Source organism: Leptospira levettii, from assembly GCF_002812085.1.
GTDB classification, from domain to species: domain Bacteria; phylum Spirochaetota; class Leptospiria; order Leptospirales; family Leptospiraceae; genus Leptospira_A; species Leptospira_A levettii.
Map to the genome: position 1 here is coordinate 1,213,890 of NZ_NPDM01000001.1, position 15,365 is coordinate 1,229,254.

Annotated in this window: 10 protein-coding genes; 9 read left to right on the forward strand and 1 reads right to left on the reverse strand. The window is 36.4% G+C overall.

What is annotated here, in order from left to right; translation table 11 throughout:
- The first annotated feature begins 1 nt into the window (after position 1).
- The 3 genes from CH354_RS05660 to CH354_RS05670 are packed head-to-tail and all read left to right on the forward strand — an operon-like array spanning position 2 to position 6,667.
- Positions 2-3,259 (forward strand): transglutaminase family protein, encoded by a 3,258-nt coding sequence (locus CH354_RS05660; RefSeq protein ID WP_100725674.1) that lies wholly within the window; start codon positions 2-4, stop codon positions 3,257-3,259.
- Positions 3,259-5,793, forward strand: coding sequence for a circularly permuted type 2 ATP-grasp protein (locus tag CH354_RS05665; protein WP_100725675.1), 2,535 nt, complete (start codon positions 3,259-3,261; stop codon positions 5,791-5,793). The genes CH354_RS05660 and CH354_RS05665 overlap by 1 nt, the downstream gene beginning before the upstream one ends.
- Positions 5,786-6,667 (forward strand): transglutaminase family protein, encoded by an 882-nt coding sequence (locus CH354_RS05670; protein ID WP_100725676.1) that lies wholly within the window; start codon positions 5,786-5,788, stop codon positions 6,665-6,667. Before CH354_RS05665 ends, CH354_RS05670 begins: the two co-directional genes overlap by 8 nt.
- Before the next feature lie 137 nt (positions 6,668-6,804).
- On the opposite strand, the gene CH354_RS05675 is transcribed toward CH354_RS05670, so the two are convergent.
- On the reverse strand, positions 6,805-7,164 hold the full coding sequence (locus tag CH354_RS05675) for a Spx/MgsR family RNA polymerase-binding regulatory protein (RefSeq protein WP_100725677.1): 360 nt from the start codon (positions 7,162-7,164) through the stop codon (positions 6,805-6,807).
- 50 nt (positions 7,165-7,214) lie between these two features.
- Here CH354_RS05675 and CH354_RS05680 point away from each other — a divergent pair, with 50 nt between their 5' ends.
- The 6 genes from CH354_RS05680 (at position 7,215) to CH354_RS05705 (ending at position 15,315) form a co-directional block, all read left to right on the forward strand.
- Positions 7,215-8,297, forward strand: coding sequence for a UDP-N-acetylmuramate dehydrogenase (locus CH354_RS05680; RefSeq protein ID WP_100725678.1), 1,083 nt, complete (start codon positions 7,215-7,217; stop codon positions 8,295-8,297).
- A 44-nt stretch (positions 8,298-8,341) separates the two neighbouring features.
- Positions 8,342-9,364 carry an endolytic transglycosylase MltG gene (mltG, locus tag CH354_RS05685; protein ID WP_100725961.1) on the forward strand — a complete coding sequence of 341 codons (1,023 nt, stop codon included), beginning with the start codon at positions 8,342-8,344 and terminating at the stop codon, positions 9,362-9,364.
- Between the two features lie 40 nt (positions 9,365-9,404).
- Positions 9,405-9,662, forward strand: coding sequence for a hypothetical protein (locus CH354_RS05690; RefSeq protein WP_100725679.1), 258 nt, complete (start codon positions 9,405-9,407; stop codon positions 9,660-9,662).
- 162 nt (positions 9,663-9,824) lie between these two features.
- On the forward strand, positions 9,825-11,603 hold the full coding sequence (locus CH354_RS05695; RefSeq protein ID WP_100725680.1) for a hypothetical protein: 1,779 nt from the start codon (positions 9,825-9,827) through the stop codon (positions 11,601-11,603).
- Between the two features lie 47 nt (positions 11,604-11,650).
- Positions 11,651-12,223: a hypothetical protein gene (locus tag CH354_RS05700; protein WP_243395978.1), complete on the forward strand. Its 573-nt coding sequence runs from the start codon at positions 11,651-11,653 to the stop codon at positions 12,221-12,223.
- 107 nt (positions 12,224-12,330) lie between these two features.
- Positions 12,331-15,315 carry a TonB-dependent receptor gene (locus tag CH354_RS05705; RefSeq protein ID WP_100728281.1) on the forward strand — a complete coding sequence of 995 codons (2,985 nt, stop codon included), beginning with the start codon at positions 12,331-12,333 and terminating at the stop codon, positions 15,313-15,315.
- The last annotated feature ends 50 nt before the right edge of the window (positions 15,316-15,365 follow it).

Genomic DNA, 15,365 nt, shown 5'->3' on the forward strand with positions numbered 1-15,365 from the left:
TATGAGTATACGAGTTGCCCTAACCCATATCACAACATACCAGTATGATAAATCGATATCACTATCTCCACATGTGATTCGTTTACGACCTGCACCGCATACGAAAAATCATATTGTTTCCTATTCTTTAAACATTTTACCTGAACAAAAATTCTTGAATTGGCAACAAGATCCATTTGGCAACTACCTAGCCCGCTTGGTGTTCCCAGAAAAAACCAATATTTTGCAAGTGGCAGTTGATTTGGTAACCGATTTAAAGGTAATCAATCCATTTGATTTTTTTGTCGAAGAGTATGCAGAAAATTATCCATTTTCTTATGATAAGATTCTTAAAAAAGAACTCACTCCTTATCTCAAACCAAAAAAACCAGGTAAACTATTATCATCATATCTAAAGTCGATCAAAGTCGAAAGAAAAAGAGTTGTTGAATTTCTTGTTGCTCTAAATGCAAAAGTATACAATGACATCGGTTATGTGATACGAATGGAACCTGGAGTTCAATCAACGGAAGTCACTCTTTCCAAACGTTTGGGTTCTTGTCGCGACTCTGCATATTTACTCGTTCAAATATTAAGGCATCTTGGACTTGCGGCTCGTTTTGTATCTGGTTATCTCATCCAATTAAAAGCAGATGTAAAATCACTCGATGGTCCATCAGGTACAGAGGTTGATTTTACCGACCTCCATGCTTGGGCAGAAGTATACTTACCTGGAGCAGGTTGGGTGGGACTTGATCCCACATCAGGATTATTCACTGGAGAAGGGCATATCCCTCTAGCGGCCACTCCAGAGCCTGAATCAGCAGGTCCCATCTACGGATTTGCTGAAAAAGCAAAAATGGAATTTTCATTTTCTATGCACGTAGAACGTGTATTGGAGACTCCTCGAGTCACATTACCGTATTTGGAAGAAGATTGGAATCGTATTCTAAAGTTAGGTGATTCAATCAATAAACGAATCAAAAAGAATGATATTCGATTAACAATTGGTGGCGAACCTACTTTTGTTTCTACGGAAAACAGAGAAGCCCCAGAGTGGAATTTTGATGCTCTAGGATTTGAAAAGTATTCCAAATCAGAACAACTCATCAAACGATTGGGAAAACATTTTGCAGAAGGAGGATTATTGCAATATGGACAAGGGAAGTGGTATCCAGGAGAACCAATTCCAAGATGGGCAATGATATCCTATTGGCGAAAAGATAAGGAACCATTGTGGAGAAACCCTCATTTACTTGCAGATGATCGTTATACTGGTTCGGCAAACACAGATGATGCGAGAAAGTTTGTTTCAAGTTTAGTCAAATACTTAAATGTACCATCTAGTTCTGTTTTACCTGCTTATGAAGATAATTTATATTATTTATGGCAAGAATCTAATTTGCCGGAAGAAACTGAATCTTTGTTAGATGGTTTAAATTCTTACGATGTTTTGGAAAGAAAACGGATTTTAAAAGTTTTAGACCAAGGCCTTCATAAAGAAGTAGGGTATGTTTTACCATTGGATTTTGATGTTTTTCAAAAGGCTTGGATATCTGATGAATGGAAATTTCGCAGGAAAAAAATGTTCTTAATTCCTGGAGATTCGCCAATCGGCTTACGATTACCATTACAGTCTTTAGGTGGAAAGTCATATTATACGAATCCTGAGGATCCATTTTCTCCAAAATCGCCACTTCCAAAAGTAAAAGAGTTAAGCCAATATCCTCTAACTATGGCTAACGTAAGTTATCCATGGGGTGGGATTCATACTCGCACGGCCCTATGTGTGGAACCTAGGAATGGGAATTTAAGAGTTTTTTTACCACCAATCCAATCCTTAGAAGGTTGGTTACATTTGATATATGCCATTGAACAAACGGCATTGGAAACAGATTTACCAATTGTGATCGAAGGATACGAAGCACCGAATGATCCAAGGTTAAATCGATTTAAGATCACTCCAGATCCAGGTGTGATTGAAGTTAATTTTCATCCTTCGAGTCAGTTTGAAGAAATAGTAGAAAAAACGAAAATCCTGTATGAAGAAGCATATCAGTTGCGACTCACTGCTGAAAAATTTTTGATTGATGGAAGGCATTCTGGTACAGGTGGCGGAAATCATATCACGTTAGGTGGTGAAACTGCAGGTGACAGTCCATTTTTAAGAAAACCATCTTTGCTTAGAAGTATTGTATCCTATTGGCAAAATCATCCAGGACTTTCGTATTTATTTTCTGGGTTATTTATTGGACCAACCTCACAATCACCAAGAGTTGATGAAGCACGAAATGACTCATTACATGAATTAAAGATTGCTTTTCAACAAATTGATTCGAGCAAAACAACTCCTCCTTGGCTATTGGATCGCCTTTTAAGGAATATATTGATCGATGTAACAGGAAATACACATAGAACCGAAATATCGATCGATAAATTATTTGATCCAGGATCTCCAACTGGACGACTCGGATTGATTGAAATGAGAGCTTTTGAAATGCCACCTCATTTTCAAATGAGTGTAGTCCAACAAGCATTTATGATGGCGATCATTTGTAAGTTTTGGGAAGAACCATATTATGGAAATCCAATCAATTGGAACACGGAACTACATGATCGATATATGTTGCCTTACTTTGTCTATAGGGATTTTAAAGAAGTTATCTTCGATTTACAAAACCAAGGTTTTTCATTTTTATCAAAAGATTTTGATCCTTTTTTTGAATTTCGATTTCCTCAATATGGAATTTGTCACTTAGATGGAATGGAAATAGAATTGAGAATGGCTCTTGAACCCTGGAATGTGTTAGGTGAAGAAAATACTTCACAAGGTACATCTCGAGGTGTAGATTCAGCTACCGAACGAGTACAAGTGAAAATAAAAGGATTTCATCCTGAACGATACAAACTCAGTTGTAATGGGTTTGAAGTTCCCTTGCAAGCTACTTCAGTTCAAAATGAATTTGTTGCTGGTGTTCGTTTTAAAGCTTGGAATCCTGTTTTTACTTTACATCCGCAATTGCCATCACAACAATCATTGGTATTCGATGTTTACGATACTTGGAATCATCGTTCGCTTGGAGGTTGCACTTACCATGTTTCACACCCTGGAGGTTTATCTTACCAAACAATTCCAATTAATGCTTATGAAGCGGAATCCAGAAGGATTTCTCGATTTTGGACTCACGGACATAAAATAGGAAAAAGTTTGCCACCTGTTCGTTTGGAGAATAAAGCCTTTCCTTGTACCTTGGATTTACGTATGGTTACTTCTAAGTAATGATGACAAAAGATCCCTATCATCTAATTGACAATTATAAAACCATACCAGGTGTGTATGACGAATTGTATGATGCAGATGGTCAAATTCGAAATAAATATAAATTCTTAGTTAAATCTTTCCAAGAGTTAGGTCCTGCAGAATTAATCAACCGTAGACGTGATACTGATCGAATTTTAAGAGAAAACGGAGTTACCTATAATCTCTATCAGTCTGAACAAATTGAAGCCAAAGAAAGACCTTGGGAACTCGATTTATTTCCATTGGTGATGGAAAGTGAAGAGTGGCGAATATTAGAAAGGGGACTAAACCAAAGAGCAGATCTTTTGGATGCGCTTGTACGTGATGTATATTCCAAAAGAAGATTGTTGTATGAGAAAAAAATTCCAGCAGAAATATTATTCAATGAATCATCCTTTTTGCGAGCTTGTGATGGGATGTATGATTCAAATCATTTTTTAGCTAAAAATCCAGCACTCTTATTTTTTGTTTGCGATTTGATCCGAGCAGCTGACGGAAATTTTTATGTTTTAAATGATAGAGTGCAAGCTCCATCTGGTTCAGGGTATTCATTAGAAAATAGAATTGTTCTGTCTCGAATTTTTCCAAGTATGTATCGAGATGCGATGGTTCATCGTGTAGCTGTTTACTTTCGATCCCTTCGAAAATCTTTAACTCAATTATCGGGTGTTAGTGGAAGAGAACCAGTGATTGTTTTATTAACTCCTGGTCCATCCAATGAAACATATTTTGAACATGCATATCTTGCCGGATATTTAGGTTACACTCTTGTACAAGGTGAAGATCTAACAGTCCGAAAGAATAAAGTATACATGAAAACTGTTGAAGGGTTACAACAGGTAGATTTGATTTTGCGCAGAGTAGACGATGATTTTATGGATCCTCTAGAACTAAGAGGGGATTCTTTATTAGGTGTACCTGGCTTATTAGAATCGGTGCGTTCGGGAAATGTAAAAATTGCAAATCCTATTGGAACTGGATTTTTAGAAAATCGTGCGTTATTACCATTTTATTCAGAGTTATGTAGATTTTACTTAGGTGAAGATTTATTACTACCAATGGCACCAACTTATTGGTTGGGTAACAAAGAACAATTTCAATTGGTTTTACAAAACCCTGAGAAATATGTTTTTAAAACAGTATCTAGAACTGATGAAGAAACTCCTGTTACCTTTGTTGAACTCAGCGGAGAAAGAAAAGATAGTTTTTTAGAAAAATTAAATTATGCTCCCAAAAGATTCATTGCCCAAGAAATGATTGAATCTGCCACAGTTCCAGTGTTAGGTGAGAGTGGGTTTCGCCCTGGCCGTGCCATTATGAGAACCTTTGTGTCTTCTTCTGGATCTGGATACCAAACTATGGCAGGTGGTCTTGTTCGAGTTTCTCCTTCTCTCGATGAATTTTTTATTACAAGCCAACGTGGAGCTTGGAGTAAAGATTTGTGGGTATTGTCCACAGAAACTCAAAAAGAAGAATCATTACTTGTACCTAAATCGGACCAAATCTTAATCTCTCGAAAAAGTTCGGGTGTTCCAAGTCGAGTTGCAGACAATTTGTTTTGGTTAGCTCGTTATTTAGAAAGATCGGAAAATCAAACAAGAGTGATACGAGAAGCAGTATTCAAAATCCTTCAGGTTGAAGATGGATATGAAAAAGAATCTTTAGAGAATATTTTAAAATTGGTAACACATGTTACAAATAGTTACCCCGGCTTTTTGGGTGACGATTCTGGTGAACTTTTTGCTAATCCATTTCCTGAATTACAACGTTTGACAGTTAATAAAAATATTGTTGGTAGTTTAGGTTTTCACTTAAGGAGTTTGGTGATTGCTTCTAAATCAGTAAGAGATCGTTTGTCTGATGATATGAAAAAGATCCTTCTTCATTTGGAAGATCAATCTACTCATAATATTGAATCATATGATCAAATCATAGATTTCCTCCAAAAAATTATTGTTAATTTATCATCTCTTACTGGCTTATCTTTTGAAAATATGAGTCGTGAAGCAGGATGGTACTTCTTAAACTTAGGCAGAAGAATTGAACGATCAATTAACATGATTCTGATGTTGCAAGGTATGATCCAATGGAAAAGTTTTGAAGACAAATCTTCTTTTGAGACATTTCTAAGAATCAGTGACATACGTCTCACATATAATCGAAGGTATTCCGGAAAGATTGACCAAGAATCTGTATTAGACATACTACTGTTTGATACAACTAATCCAAGATCATTAGCCTACCAATTGGAACAGATCAATGGAGATTTACAATTTTTACCTGGCAAAGATAAAAAAGTTGTTTATTCGGAAGATAGAGCAGCATTGCAATTGTATACACATTTCAAAATGAAAGATATTGCTATCTTCTTCGAAGCAGAAACTCCATTAACAGCAGTATCTGTTTGGTTAGAAGAATTACATGGATATTTAAGGCTTTTATCAGACGCACTTTCATCACGTTACTTTAATTACACAGAAGAACAGACTAGAATTGGTGATACAAATGGCTGATTTTAGAGTGATTCATAAAACTAAATATAGTTATGATGATTTAGTAGCCTATTGTCATAACATGGCACATATGTATCCCCTAACCACAAACCATCAGGATTGTTACAGAACTCACGTGACAGTAAATCCAAAACCAGTTGTGTCATCCTTTAGAAGGGATTATTTTGGAAACCAAGTGTTTTTATTTTCGGTTGAGGACCCTCATCGTTTTTTAGAAGTAGTAGTTGAGTCAACGGTAAGAACACATCAAAGTTTTGATTTTGATTTATCAAAATCTACTCCTTGGGAGAGTATTTACGAAATCATCCATGATTCAACACTTGATGCCGACCTACAAGCGATTGAATTCCTTCAACCTTCTCCATATATCTCTTCGAAATCCGCATATGCAGATTTTGCAAAATTTATATTTAGTGAAAACAAGCCAGTTTATGTCGCTGTTCTTGAACTAACGAAATATATTTTTGAAAATTTTAAATATGATCCTAAAGCAACTAATATCAATACTCCATTAGAACAAGTGTTAATGGAAAAAAAAGGTGTTTGTCAGGACTTTTCTCACTTGATGATTGCCACCTTACGTTCGTTAAAAATCCCATGTCGTTATGTTAGCGGGTATTTAGAAACATTTCCTCCTCCAGGAACTCAAAAATTACAGGGAAGTGATGCAACCCATGCTTGGGTATCAGTATATTGTCCAACTCTCGGTTGGTTGGATTTTGATCCAACGAATGGAAAATTGATCACTGAAGAATATATTATTACAGCAATTGGTCGGGATTATTCAGATGTTTCGCCTCTTAAAGGCATTTTATTTGGCGGTGGTAAACATAAACTGAAAGTTGAAGTTGATGTGATCCGCGAGCAAATATGAACTTTTTGAAAGAATAATTTGTAGGAATGCGAATCAGTTTGTTCGAATCGTTGGTATGTGATAAAGAGGACGTATTGGGTGGCGGGTCTAGTTCCCCACCCTAATCAGGGCGGGGATACCAATTTCACGCAACTCGCCTAAATCTGTTCCCCCCATTCCCCTTCCTTAAAACCTACTAAATACCATCCGTCTCCAACGACAAATGGCCTTTTCACTAAATTTCCATTGGAGGAAAGTTCTTTATAAATTTGGTCTTCGCTAAGTTTCCCCAATTTTTCTTTCCAATTGCCTTCACGGTAATCTTTGCCAGAGGTATTAAAAAGTTTTTTAATATCGCCTAAGTATTGTTTTGCTTTCTTTAATTCTGTAACAGAGGGTGGAGTTTCTCGAATGGGAATTTGTTCAAATTCGATTTTTTTGGAATTTAAATATTTGAGTGCATTTCTACACGTACTACAGCCAGAATATTCGTAAACTTTCAGTTTGGATCGACCCATAGAACCGATTTTCTTACTTACTATTTTTGAGGAAACTTTTTATTGGAACTATGTTGGTCCAAAATGATATCCCACTCGCTCCCCTTACAACATTTCGATTAGGTGGTGAGGCAAAGTATTTTATATCGATCAAAACAATAGAAGATATTAAAAATGCATTAGTCTATTGCCAAAATCAAAATCTCCCTTATATGATACTAGGTGGTGGATCAAATACAATCATTCGCGATTCTGGTTTTGATGGAGTTGTCTTACAAATTCAAATTCCTGGTATTAGATGTTTAGAAGCAAATGAATCCTCTGTCATTTATGAGGTGGGTGCCGGTGTCATCTGGGACCAATTTGTAGAATATGTCGTCAAACAAGGGTTAACTGGAATTGAATGTTTATCAGGAATCCCGGGATCAGTTGGTGCATCACCGATTCAAAATATTGGTGCATATGGCCAAGAAGTAAAAGATACAATACTTTCCGTTCAATGTTTGGATGAAACTGGAAGAGAAATCTCAATTTCAAAACAAGACTGTAATTTTACATATCGCAATAGTGAATTCAAATCCGGAAAGTTTCGAAATTGGATTGTATGCTCTGTTACTTTCCAACTATCAAAACAAAAGGAACCTTGTGTTCTTTATCCAGAAGTCAAAAAACAATGGGATCTTCTAATCAGCGAAAGTAAAGAATTCAATACTAATGAAAATTTACGTACTTTACAATTAGAGTCTCTAAGAAATTTAATAATTGGTTTAAGAAAGAAAAAATCCATGGTATTAGATGAAAGTGATCCTAACACTCGTTCTGCTGGTTCTTTTTTCACAAACCCAATTTTATCTGACTCGGAGATACAAAAATTTTTAATCCAAACAGGTAAACTAGGATTCATTAATCCTCCAATCTATAACGAATCCAATGGAACCAAAAAACTTTCGGCAGCATGGCTTATCGAACATTCCGGAATCAAAAAAGGTGATATTTTTCCAGGTGGAGTGGGTATCTCCACGAACCATTGTTTGGGTCTAATTAATATCAATGGAACCACAAAAGCATTATTGGCCATGGCGGAATCGATCCAAAAACGTGTGTTTGAAACTTTTTCCATCCATTTGGAGAGAGAACCAGTCGTAAGACCCTAAAAAAGATTTGGTAATTGTCGATAGTTGCAGAGGATGGGGAAGGAATGAATTCAAAAGTTAAAAAATACCTGATACTTTCAGGATTAGGTGCTGCTTTACTCTTAGTTTTGGCACTCATCAGTTTTTTCATCGTGGATGAAATCAAAGGCGGAGCCGTTGGAGACGGTCAAAACAAATACGAACTCATCATTGATTCTGGTGAACCTTCTTCCAGTGTTGTAAAAGAATTAGCGAATGCTGGAATGATTAAATCTAGCGTATACTTTAATTATCTCATCAAATTTACACGAGCTGGAAACAAAATCAAACAAGGTGTTTATGACATCAATGATGGAATGAGTTCTCGTAAAATTTTAGATGTCATTATTTCCGGAAAAGTCAAACTCATCACATTCACAGTTCCCGAAGGATATAACAATCGTCAAATAGGTGATCTCTTAGTCACAAAAAAGCTCGTTCCATCAAGAGAAGAATTTTTAAAAGTAACTCAAAGCCAGGCATTACTTACAAAATACAATATACCTGCCAATACTTTGGAAGGTTATTTATTTCCTGAAACATATTCTGTCCCGTTAAACTACCCTTTAGAACGCATCACTGAAATGATGATCAAACGTTTTTATAAAAAATTGGAGACCATCCCAGAAGCAAAAGGTATAAAACCTGCTGATCTACATTTTAGAGTTGTACTTGCTTCGATAGTGGAAAGAGAAGCCGTCCGAAAAGAAGAAAGACCAATGATGGCTGGAGTATTTCTGACTCGAATAGAAAAAAATATAAACTTAGAATCTTGTGCCACCATACAGTACTTATTCGATAAACCTAAAAAAAGACTATTTGAGTCTGATTTGAAAATAGTATCACCATACAATACATATATGAATGGAGGTTGGCCACCTGGTCCAATTTCTAACCCAGGTTTACCAGCACTCGAAGCGTCCTTTCGACCAATGAAATCTGATAAATTGTTTTTCCTTTTAAAACCAGATGGATCCCATTATTTTTCTTCTACCTTCAAAGAACATTTGGAAGCTAAGAAAAAATTCATCGATGTTTTGTATCAATAGATACTAAAGTATAGGTTAATGGGAATTCATCAGATTCAATATGGATGAAAACATTGTCGAATTGAATATCGCAATCGGAGGCATTTCCAAAGAACTTTTGGATGTACAAAAGGCTTTGGATGCCTACCGTGAAAAACAATTGCGGAAAGAAGCCATCGATGAAGAAGCAATTGTTTTTGTCACCAAAGCAGAACGTGTGATCGAAAAAGCAGAATCTGGTGAACTACAGTTAACTCCCGACCAAATCCGTAGGATTAAAAGTAATCTCGTTAAAATTCTAAACCGCCTCCATACTTAATCATTCTTTCATGAAACCTTTACCAAACCTTCACCAGCTTGTCATCCCTCTGTAACAAATAAAGAACATAGTTTCTATTGCTAGAGGGAGAATTTTTGCGAATCCCTTTCCGGGAAGACCCGCTAGCGAAACAAATTCGAATTTTTTCGAAAGAGGAAGAAAATGAAAAATTCATTCAAAAAAAGCATGGTGCTTCTTTTCATCGCGATGATGGGATTCACGATGATCAATTGCCCAGGAAAGAAAAAAGATGATACTGCATTGTTTCTTGGTTTAGCAGCTTTGTTAAACCAGCCAGAATACACTGTGGTATTGACTGGAACATTGCGAGGAGCTGATACTTTACCAATGAAAGACGGAAAAGTTACTGTTTCCGGTGCTTACTTATCTGGTGGTCAAACATCTATTTCTGACTTTACTACTTGCGCGACAGCGGGTGCACCTCCAGCAAATGGTACTGTGGATGGTGAGTTTACTATATTATTTAAAGTTTCGGCTCTTAGTGGCACACTTACATTTACACCAAATGATGCTGCATCAGCATCGAATGCAAATGCTTGTTCTGGTGCAGTGCCAGCAACAACATACATTCTAGACCTACCAGCTAGTGATTATACAAATGCAACTGGAGCACCTGGAACATTGGCAGTAAACTTGAACTTAGATGATAGAACGAATACCAACCAAATTTCGTTATCAGGTAATTCTGGTTATTCGATCACAGTGAAGGCAATCAGAGTTTTTGTCAAAGGAGAATATCCTATTGTGAATCCAACTGTAGGAGAGACAGTATGTGATGGAGGCCGATTATTTGGAAGTCCAGCAATCAAGACTGGTTCCATTACTGGTTCAGAAACATGGTCTGGTGGAATCCTACTCCAAGGGACTGTATCGGTTGAATCTGGTGCAACAATCACAGTAACTCCTGGAACAGCTATTTTTGGACAAAGAGGATCATCTCTATTCTTCAAACAAGGTGCTAAATTAGTTTCAAACGGAACTGCAGCTGACCCAATTTGTTGGTCTTCCGCAGCAGCATTGGGATCACGTTTCCCTGGCGATTGGGGTGGACTAGTTGTCATTGGAACAAGTGGTGCTTCTCGATCTTCAAATACAGAAGGAACAACACCAACAGGTTATGGTGGGGCAATCGGTTCCGATGTTGAAAATTTGAATATGTCTTATAACATCATAGAATTTGCTGGGAACGAAGTGGCTCCAGGTGATGAGTTAAATAACTTATCCATTTATTCATCTAAATCGGTTTTAAATTTCGTTCAGGTTCATAGGGGATTGGATGACGGAATTGAAGCATGGGGTGGATCTGGAACTTGGTCAAATCTCTTAGCAACTGGTGGTCTCGATGACGACTTCGACTTAGATGAAGCATTCACGGGAACTATGACAAACTTAATTGGTCATAAATACCCATCATCTTGTGGCGGTTCCTTCTCAACTGATCCACATGGATTTGAGATGGATGGAACAGATGTAACAAGTGGTTCTGGTTCTTCCTGCAATTCAGGATCCTTAAGTCGTTGTACAAATCCGACGATTACAAATGTAACATTAATAGGTGCTGGTATTTCTGGTGGCCAAGGAATGAGATTGAGAGAAGGATTTGCTGGGACAATTAATAGAGCGATTATCTATGGTTTTGGTGATGCAGCAGCTGTTAGTACCTCAACATCTGGAACCTATCCCGCTGTTACTGCAACAATTTCAAACCTAGCTTACCAAACAGGTAAAACAACAGCAATTACACCAACTGGATCGACTACAATAAGTTCGACTCCGATTAATTCAGAAGGTTCTACAGCAGAATGTGGCTTTGGAGATTCAAAACCTGACTACAGAACCATTAGTTCACTTTCAGGTACCTACGTTGGTGGAGCTTCCACTGAATGGTACAAAGGCTGGACTGTTTATAGAGCAAGATAGTTAAATTAAACTTTACCTAGTGGCCTAACCCAAGGTCACTAGGATTTATGATGCGTATTCTCCTGTTATTAATCTCTTTATTAAGTTTTTCATTTTGTAACCAAGAAGATTGGCGCAAGCAAATGGAAGCTGAAAATCAAAAAGTTATTCTTCAAGTTGAAAAAGACCACAAGCTCATTAGGGCATATGCTTCTAAAAATAGTGATTGGGTAAAATCTTCAAAAACAAAAGAACTTGCAGTTCAAAATTTCTTAAAGGAAATCATACAGAACAATTCACAAAATGATTATTATGTGAGTTGGGATGAAAAGATGTCTGTAATTTTTCCAAATACTTTAGGTAAAGGAACTCTTTTAGATACGACTCCATTAGCAGAGTATAAAAAAGTACTAGAAACAAGAGAATCTTTTGCAATTACAGAAATTAAAAATCGTATCCAAGGTAAACAATATAGAATCACCTCAATTGATTGGGAAAAACCTAGAATATATGGAGATATCATAGGTCATAAACCTAAAACAATAAAGATTCAAATTGATAATCAAGTTATCGACCTTGAACAAATTAAGATGGTCTTCGGAACAAAATCAGGTTACAAAGTTGGAGTGATTGGACCTTAGTTTTTGTAATCAGTTTGTAATAATTAGTTCACATAAACGTAACTCAATCTAATCCCCTTTTCATTTACGTACACATAAATTCTATAAGCTTGGCTCTGAAGGAATTTATGAAATCAATCAAAACTCTTCTTACCTTATCCTTATTGGTTTTTATTTCAACTTTTGGCCTATCTGCTCAAAGTAATGGATCAATTCGAGGAACTATTATTGATTCTGAAAACGGAGAACCCGTTTTTGGTGCGACCATTGTTATACGATCTGAAAAAAAATTCGCAAAAACTGATTTTGACGGAAAATACATTTTAGAGATACCTCCTGGCACTTACCAAGTTGAATACCAAATGTATGGTTATGGTCCGCAAAACAGAACTATTGTTGTAACTGCTGGAAAACCAAGTCAAATGAATGTAACATTTGGTGCGCAAGTATTACAAACTGTCGAAGTGAAGGACCGAGCCATCAATGAATCAGATGCAGCTCTTTTGCAGTTACAAAAAAAATCTGCAACTGTCTCTGATTCAATTGGTGCGGAATCGATTAAAAAATCACCAGATTCATCAGCCAGTGATGTAATTAAACGTGTAACAGGGATTACAATTATTGGTGGAAAATTCGTATTTGTTCGAGGATTAGGTGAAAGATATTCCTCTACTTATTTAAATGATGCATACATCCCATCCACAGAGCCAGACAAACGTGTTGTTCCATTGGATTTATTTCCTGCATCATTGATTAAAAATATTAGAGTGATTAAATCTTTTGTTCCAGAAGAGTCAGGCGAATTTTCAGGTGGTTTAGTAAAAATTGAAACTAAAGAATATCCTGACCAACTAACTGTGAATTTCGGGATGGGAGTTGGATACAATTCTAACACAACTCGCAATAAATGGTTAACATTTAAAGGTGGAGATTTTTTTGGAAGACCAACTGCAAACCAAGAACTTCCTTCTGCAGTAAAAGCGGTTCCTGAATTTTTGCCTTTTGAGCCTGGATCACGTTTCGGTGGACTGAATCCAACACTTGTTAATGTCGGAGGGGTTACTTTTCCTTCTCAATGGTCACCTGATCAAACAAAAGCTCCTTATGATAAAAATTTTAATTTCACGATTGGTAATACATTTAAATTAACGGAATCAGGACAACGATTGGGTGTAATTTTTGGAACAACTCATTCTGTTGATTATCGATTTAAAAGACAGAAAGATGTACGTTATATTCCTGGTAACCCAGTCAATCTATCTGTAAAAGACTTAACAACAGTTACTCCGTTACAAACGCAAGATGCTGATATCTATTTAGAAGAGAGACTTTTCGGTAATAATTTAAACTTGGCTTATGAACCAACATCAGGACAACAATTCTTCCTGAAGAACTTTTACTCAGTTTCTTCCGAAAAATCAGTAAGAGAATCTGTTGGAACTAACAACATTGACAATTTTCAATTTTTTTCTCAAACAAATGATTTCATCAGTCGCCAACTTTTCAATACTAGCTTCGGTGGAAAACATGCTGTCAATTTAGGTTCGATGAATCGACCTCATACATTAGATTGGCAAATGAATTATGGGGAAGCTAAACGTGATGAACCAAATTTAACCCAACAAGTATGGAGAAGACCTCAGACTAGCCCTGTAACAACGATTCCGACTCGACTTGGAAATAACCCAGACGGATCTAGATTTTATTCAACTTCAAATGATACAGTAAGAAGTTTCAGTGTTGCTTATGAAATTCCTTTTGATCAGTGGAATGGTTTAAAATCTTCTTTTAAATTCGGTGGTTCTGCACTCGATCGATTTAAATCGTTTACCTTTAGAGAATTTGGTTCTAAATCAAATGTTGGTACAGGAACAGGTGATCTTTACTTAGTTCCAGGTGAAATCACTTATAACCCTATTGAATTTTTAAGAACTAATAGCACGGGACTTGCCAACCGAACATTTTCGGAAAGACAAGTAGAACCAAACGCTTACGACGCATATCAGAAGTTACATTCTTATTTCTCTCAATTCGATCTACCATTGTTTCCGAAATTCAGATTTATAGGTGGAGCACGTTACGAAGACTCCTATCAAAAAGTAAAAACATTCGTACTAAAAGAACAATTTGATGTAAGAAGGCCTGGATATGGTTGTGATGTAGGATCAGAAGGAGAGAGAATTCTTTTAGTTAAAAATAATATCTGTTCTGCTGATAATAACGGTGTTGGTGAGATTCGAACTAAGGACATTTTGCCTAGTGTAAATTTAGTATATGAATTTCTTCAGGATCAAAATTTACGATTTGGTTATTCACAAACTCTTACAAGACCCGACTTTAGAGAATTATCACCATTTGCCTTTACACCGTATTTTGGTGGGGATAGAATTCGTGGTAATCCAAACCTTCAAAGAACATATATTCATAACTTTGATTTTCGTTACGAATACTTTATGGGTGGATCAAACTATGTCGGAGCAGGTGCTTTCCTAAAAGATTTATCCAATCCGATTGAATTAATTGGTCAACCTGTTGCAGGTCAAATTTCTCCATTCTTTACTTACGCAAATGCTAGTCGTGCAACTATTCGCGGTGTAGAATTAGATTTTCGAAGAGAATTTTTCGATAAATTTAGATTTGAGACAAACGTATTCTTTATCAAATCGCTCGTGAATGTAATTTCGTGGGAGCAATATACTGTAGGTAAAGCTGGTCTTTTAGATCCGATTGATAGAAGTTTCTCTTATGATCCGACAAACATAAGAAGACCACTGCAAGGACAGTCTGACTTTGTTGCGAATCTTAAATTCGATATTTTTCTTAATAAATTGAAAACGACAACTTTAGGTTTCTACTACAACTACTTTGGTGATCGAATATTCGTTGTGGGAGCAAATGGAACTCCTGATGCATATGAAAGAGGGGTTGGTTTAACTGATATCGTTTTTTCGCATAAAATGGATGATAAGTTAGATTTCAAATTTGCTGCAAAAAACGTCACAGACCAAAGGTTCAAAATCTATGTTAAAGATGAATTATTGAACGAAGAAAAACTCTTCCGTTCCTATCGAGAAGGGGTTTCCTTTTCTATGTCAGCAAGTTATCGATTTTAAATTTATAACCTTCTCACCAAACCCCGCATAAGTGGGGTTTGGATTTGGTC

Excerpts from the sequence above, each read along its gene's own strand:
- CH354_RS05695 (WP_100725680.1), top strand. The coding sequence starts at position 9,825 with ATGAAAAATTCATTCAAAAAAAGCATGGTGCTTCTTTTCATCGCGATG.
- CH354_RS05665 (WP_100725675.1), top strand. The coding sequence starts at position 3,259 with ATGATGACAAAAGATCCCTATCATCTAATTGACAATTATAAAACCATA.
- CH354_RS05660 (WP_100725674.1), top strand. The coding sequence starts at position 2 with ATGAGTATACGAGTTGCCCTAACCCATATCACAACATACCAGTATGAT.
- CH354_RS05700 (WP_243395978.1), top strand. The coding sequence starts at position 11,651 with ATGATGCGTATTCTCCTGTTATTAATCTCTTTATTAAGTTTTTCATTT.
- CH354_RS05690 (WP_100725679.1), top strand. The coding sequence starts at position 9,405 with ATGGATGAAAACATTGTCGAATTGAATATCGCAATCGGAGGCATTTCC.
- CH354_RS05705 (WP_100728281.1), top strand. The coding sequence starts at position 12,331 with ATGAAATCAATCAAAACTCTTCTTACCTTATCCTTATTGGTTTTTATT.
- CH354_RS05675 (WP_100725677.1), bottom strand. The coding sequence starts at position 7,164 with ATGGGTCGATCCAAACTGAAAGTTTACGAATATTCTGGCTGTAGTACG.
- CH354_RS05680 (WP_100725678.1), top strand. The coding sequence starts at position 7,215 with ATGTTGGTCCAAAATGATATCCCACTCGCTCCCCTTACAACATTTCGA.
- CH354_RS05670 (WP_100725676.1), top strand. The coding sequence starts at position 5,786 with ATGGCTGATTTTAGAGTGATTCATAAAACTAAATATAGTTATGATGAT.
- mltG (WP_100725961.1), top strand. The coding sequence starts at position 8,342 with ATGAATTCAAAAGTTAAAAAATACCTGATACTTTCAGGATTAGGTGCT.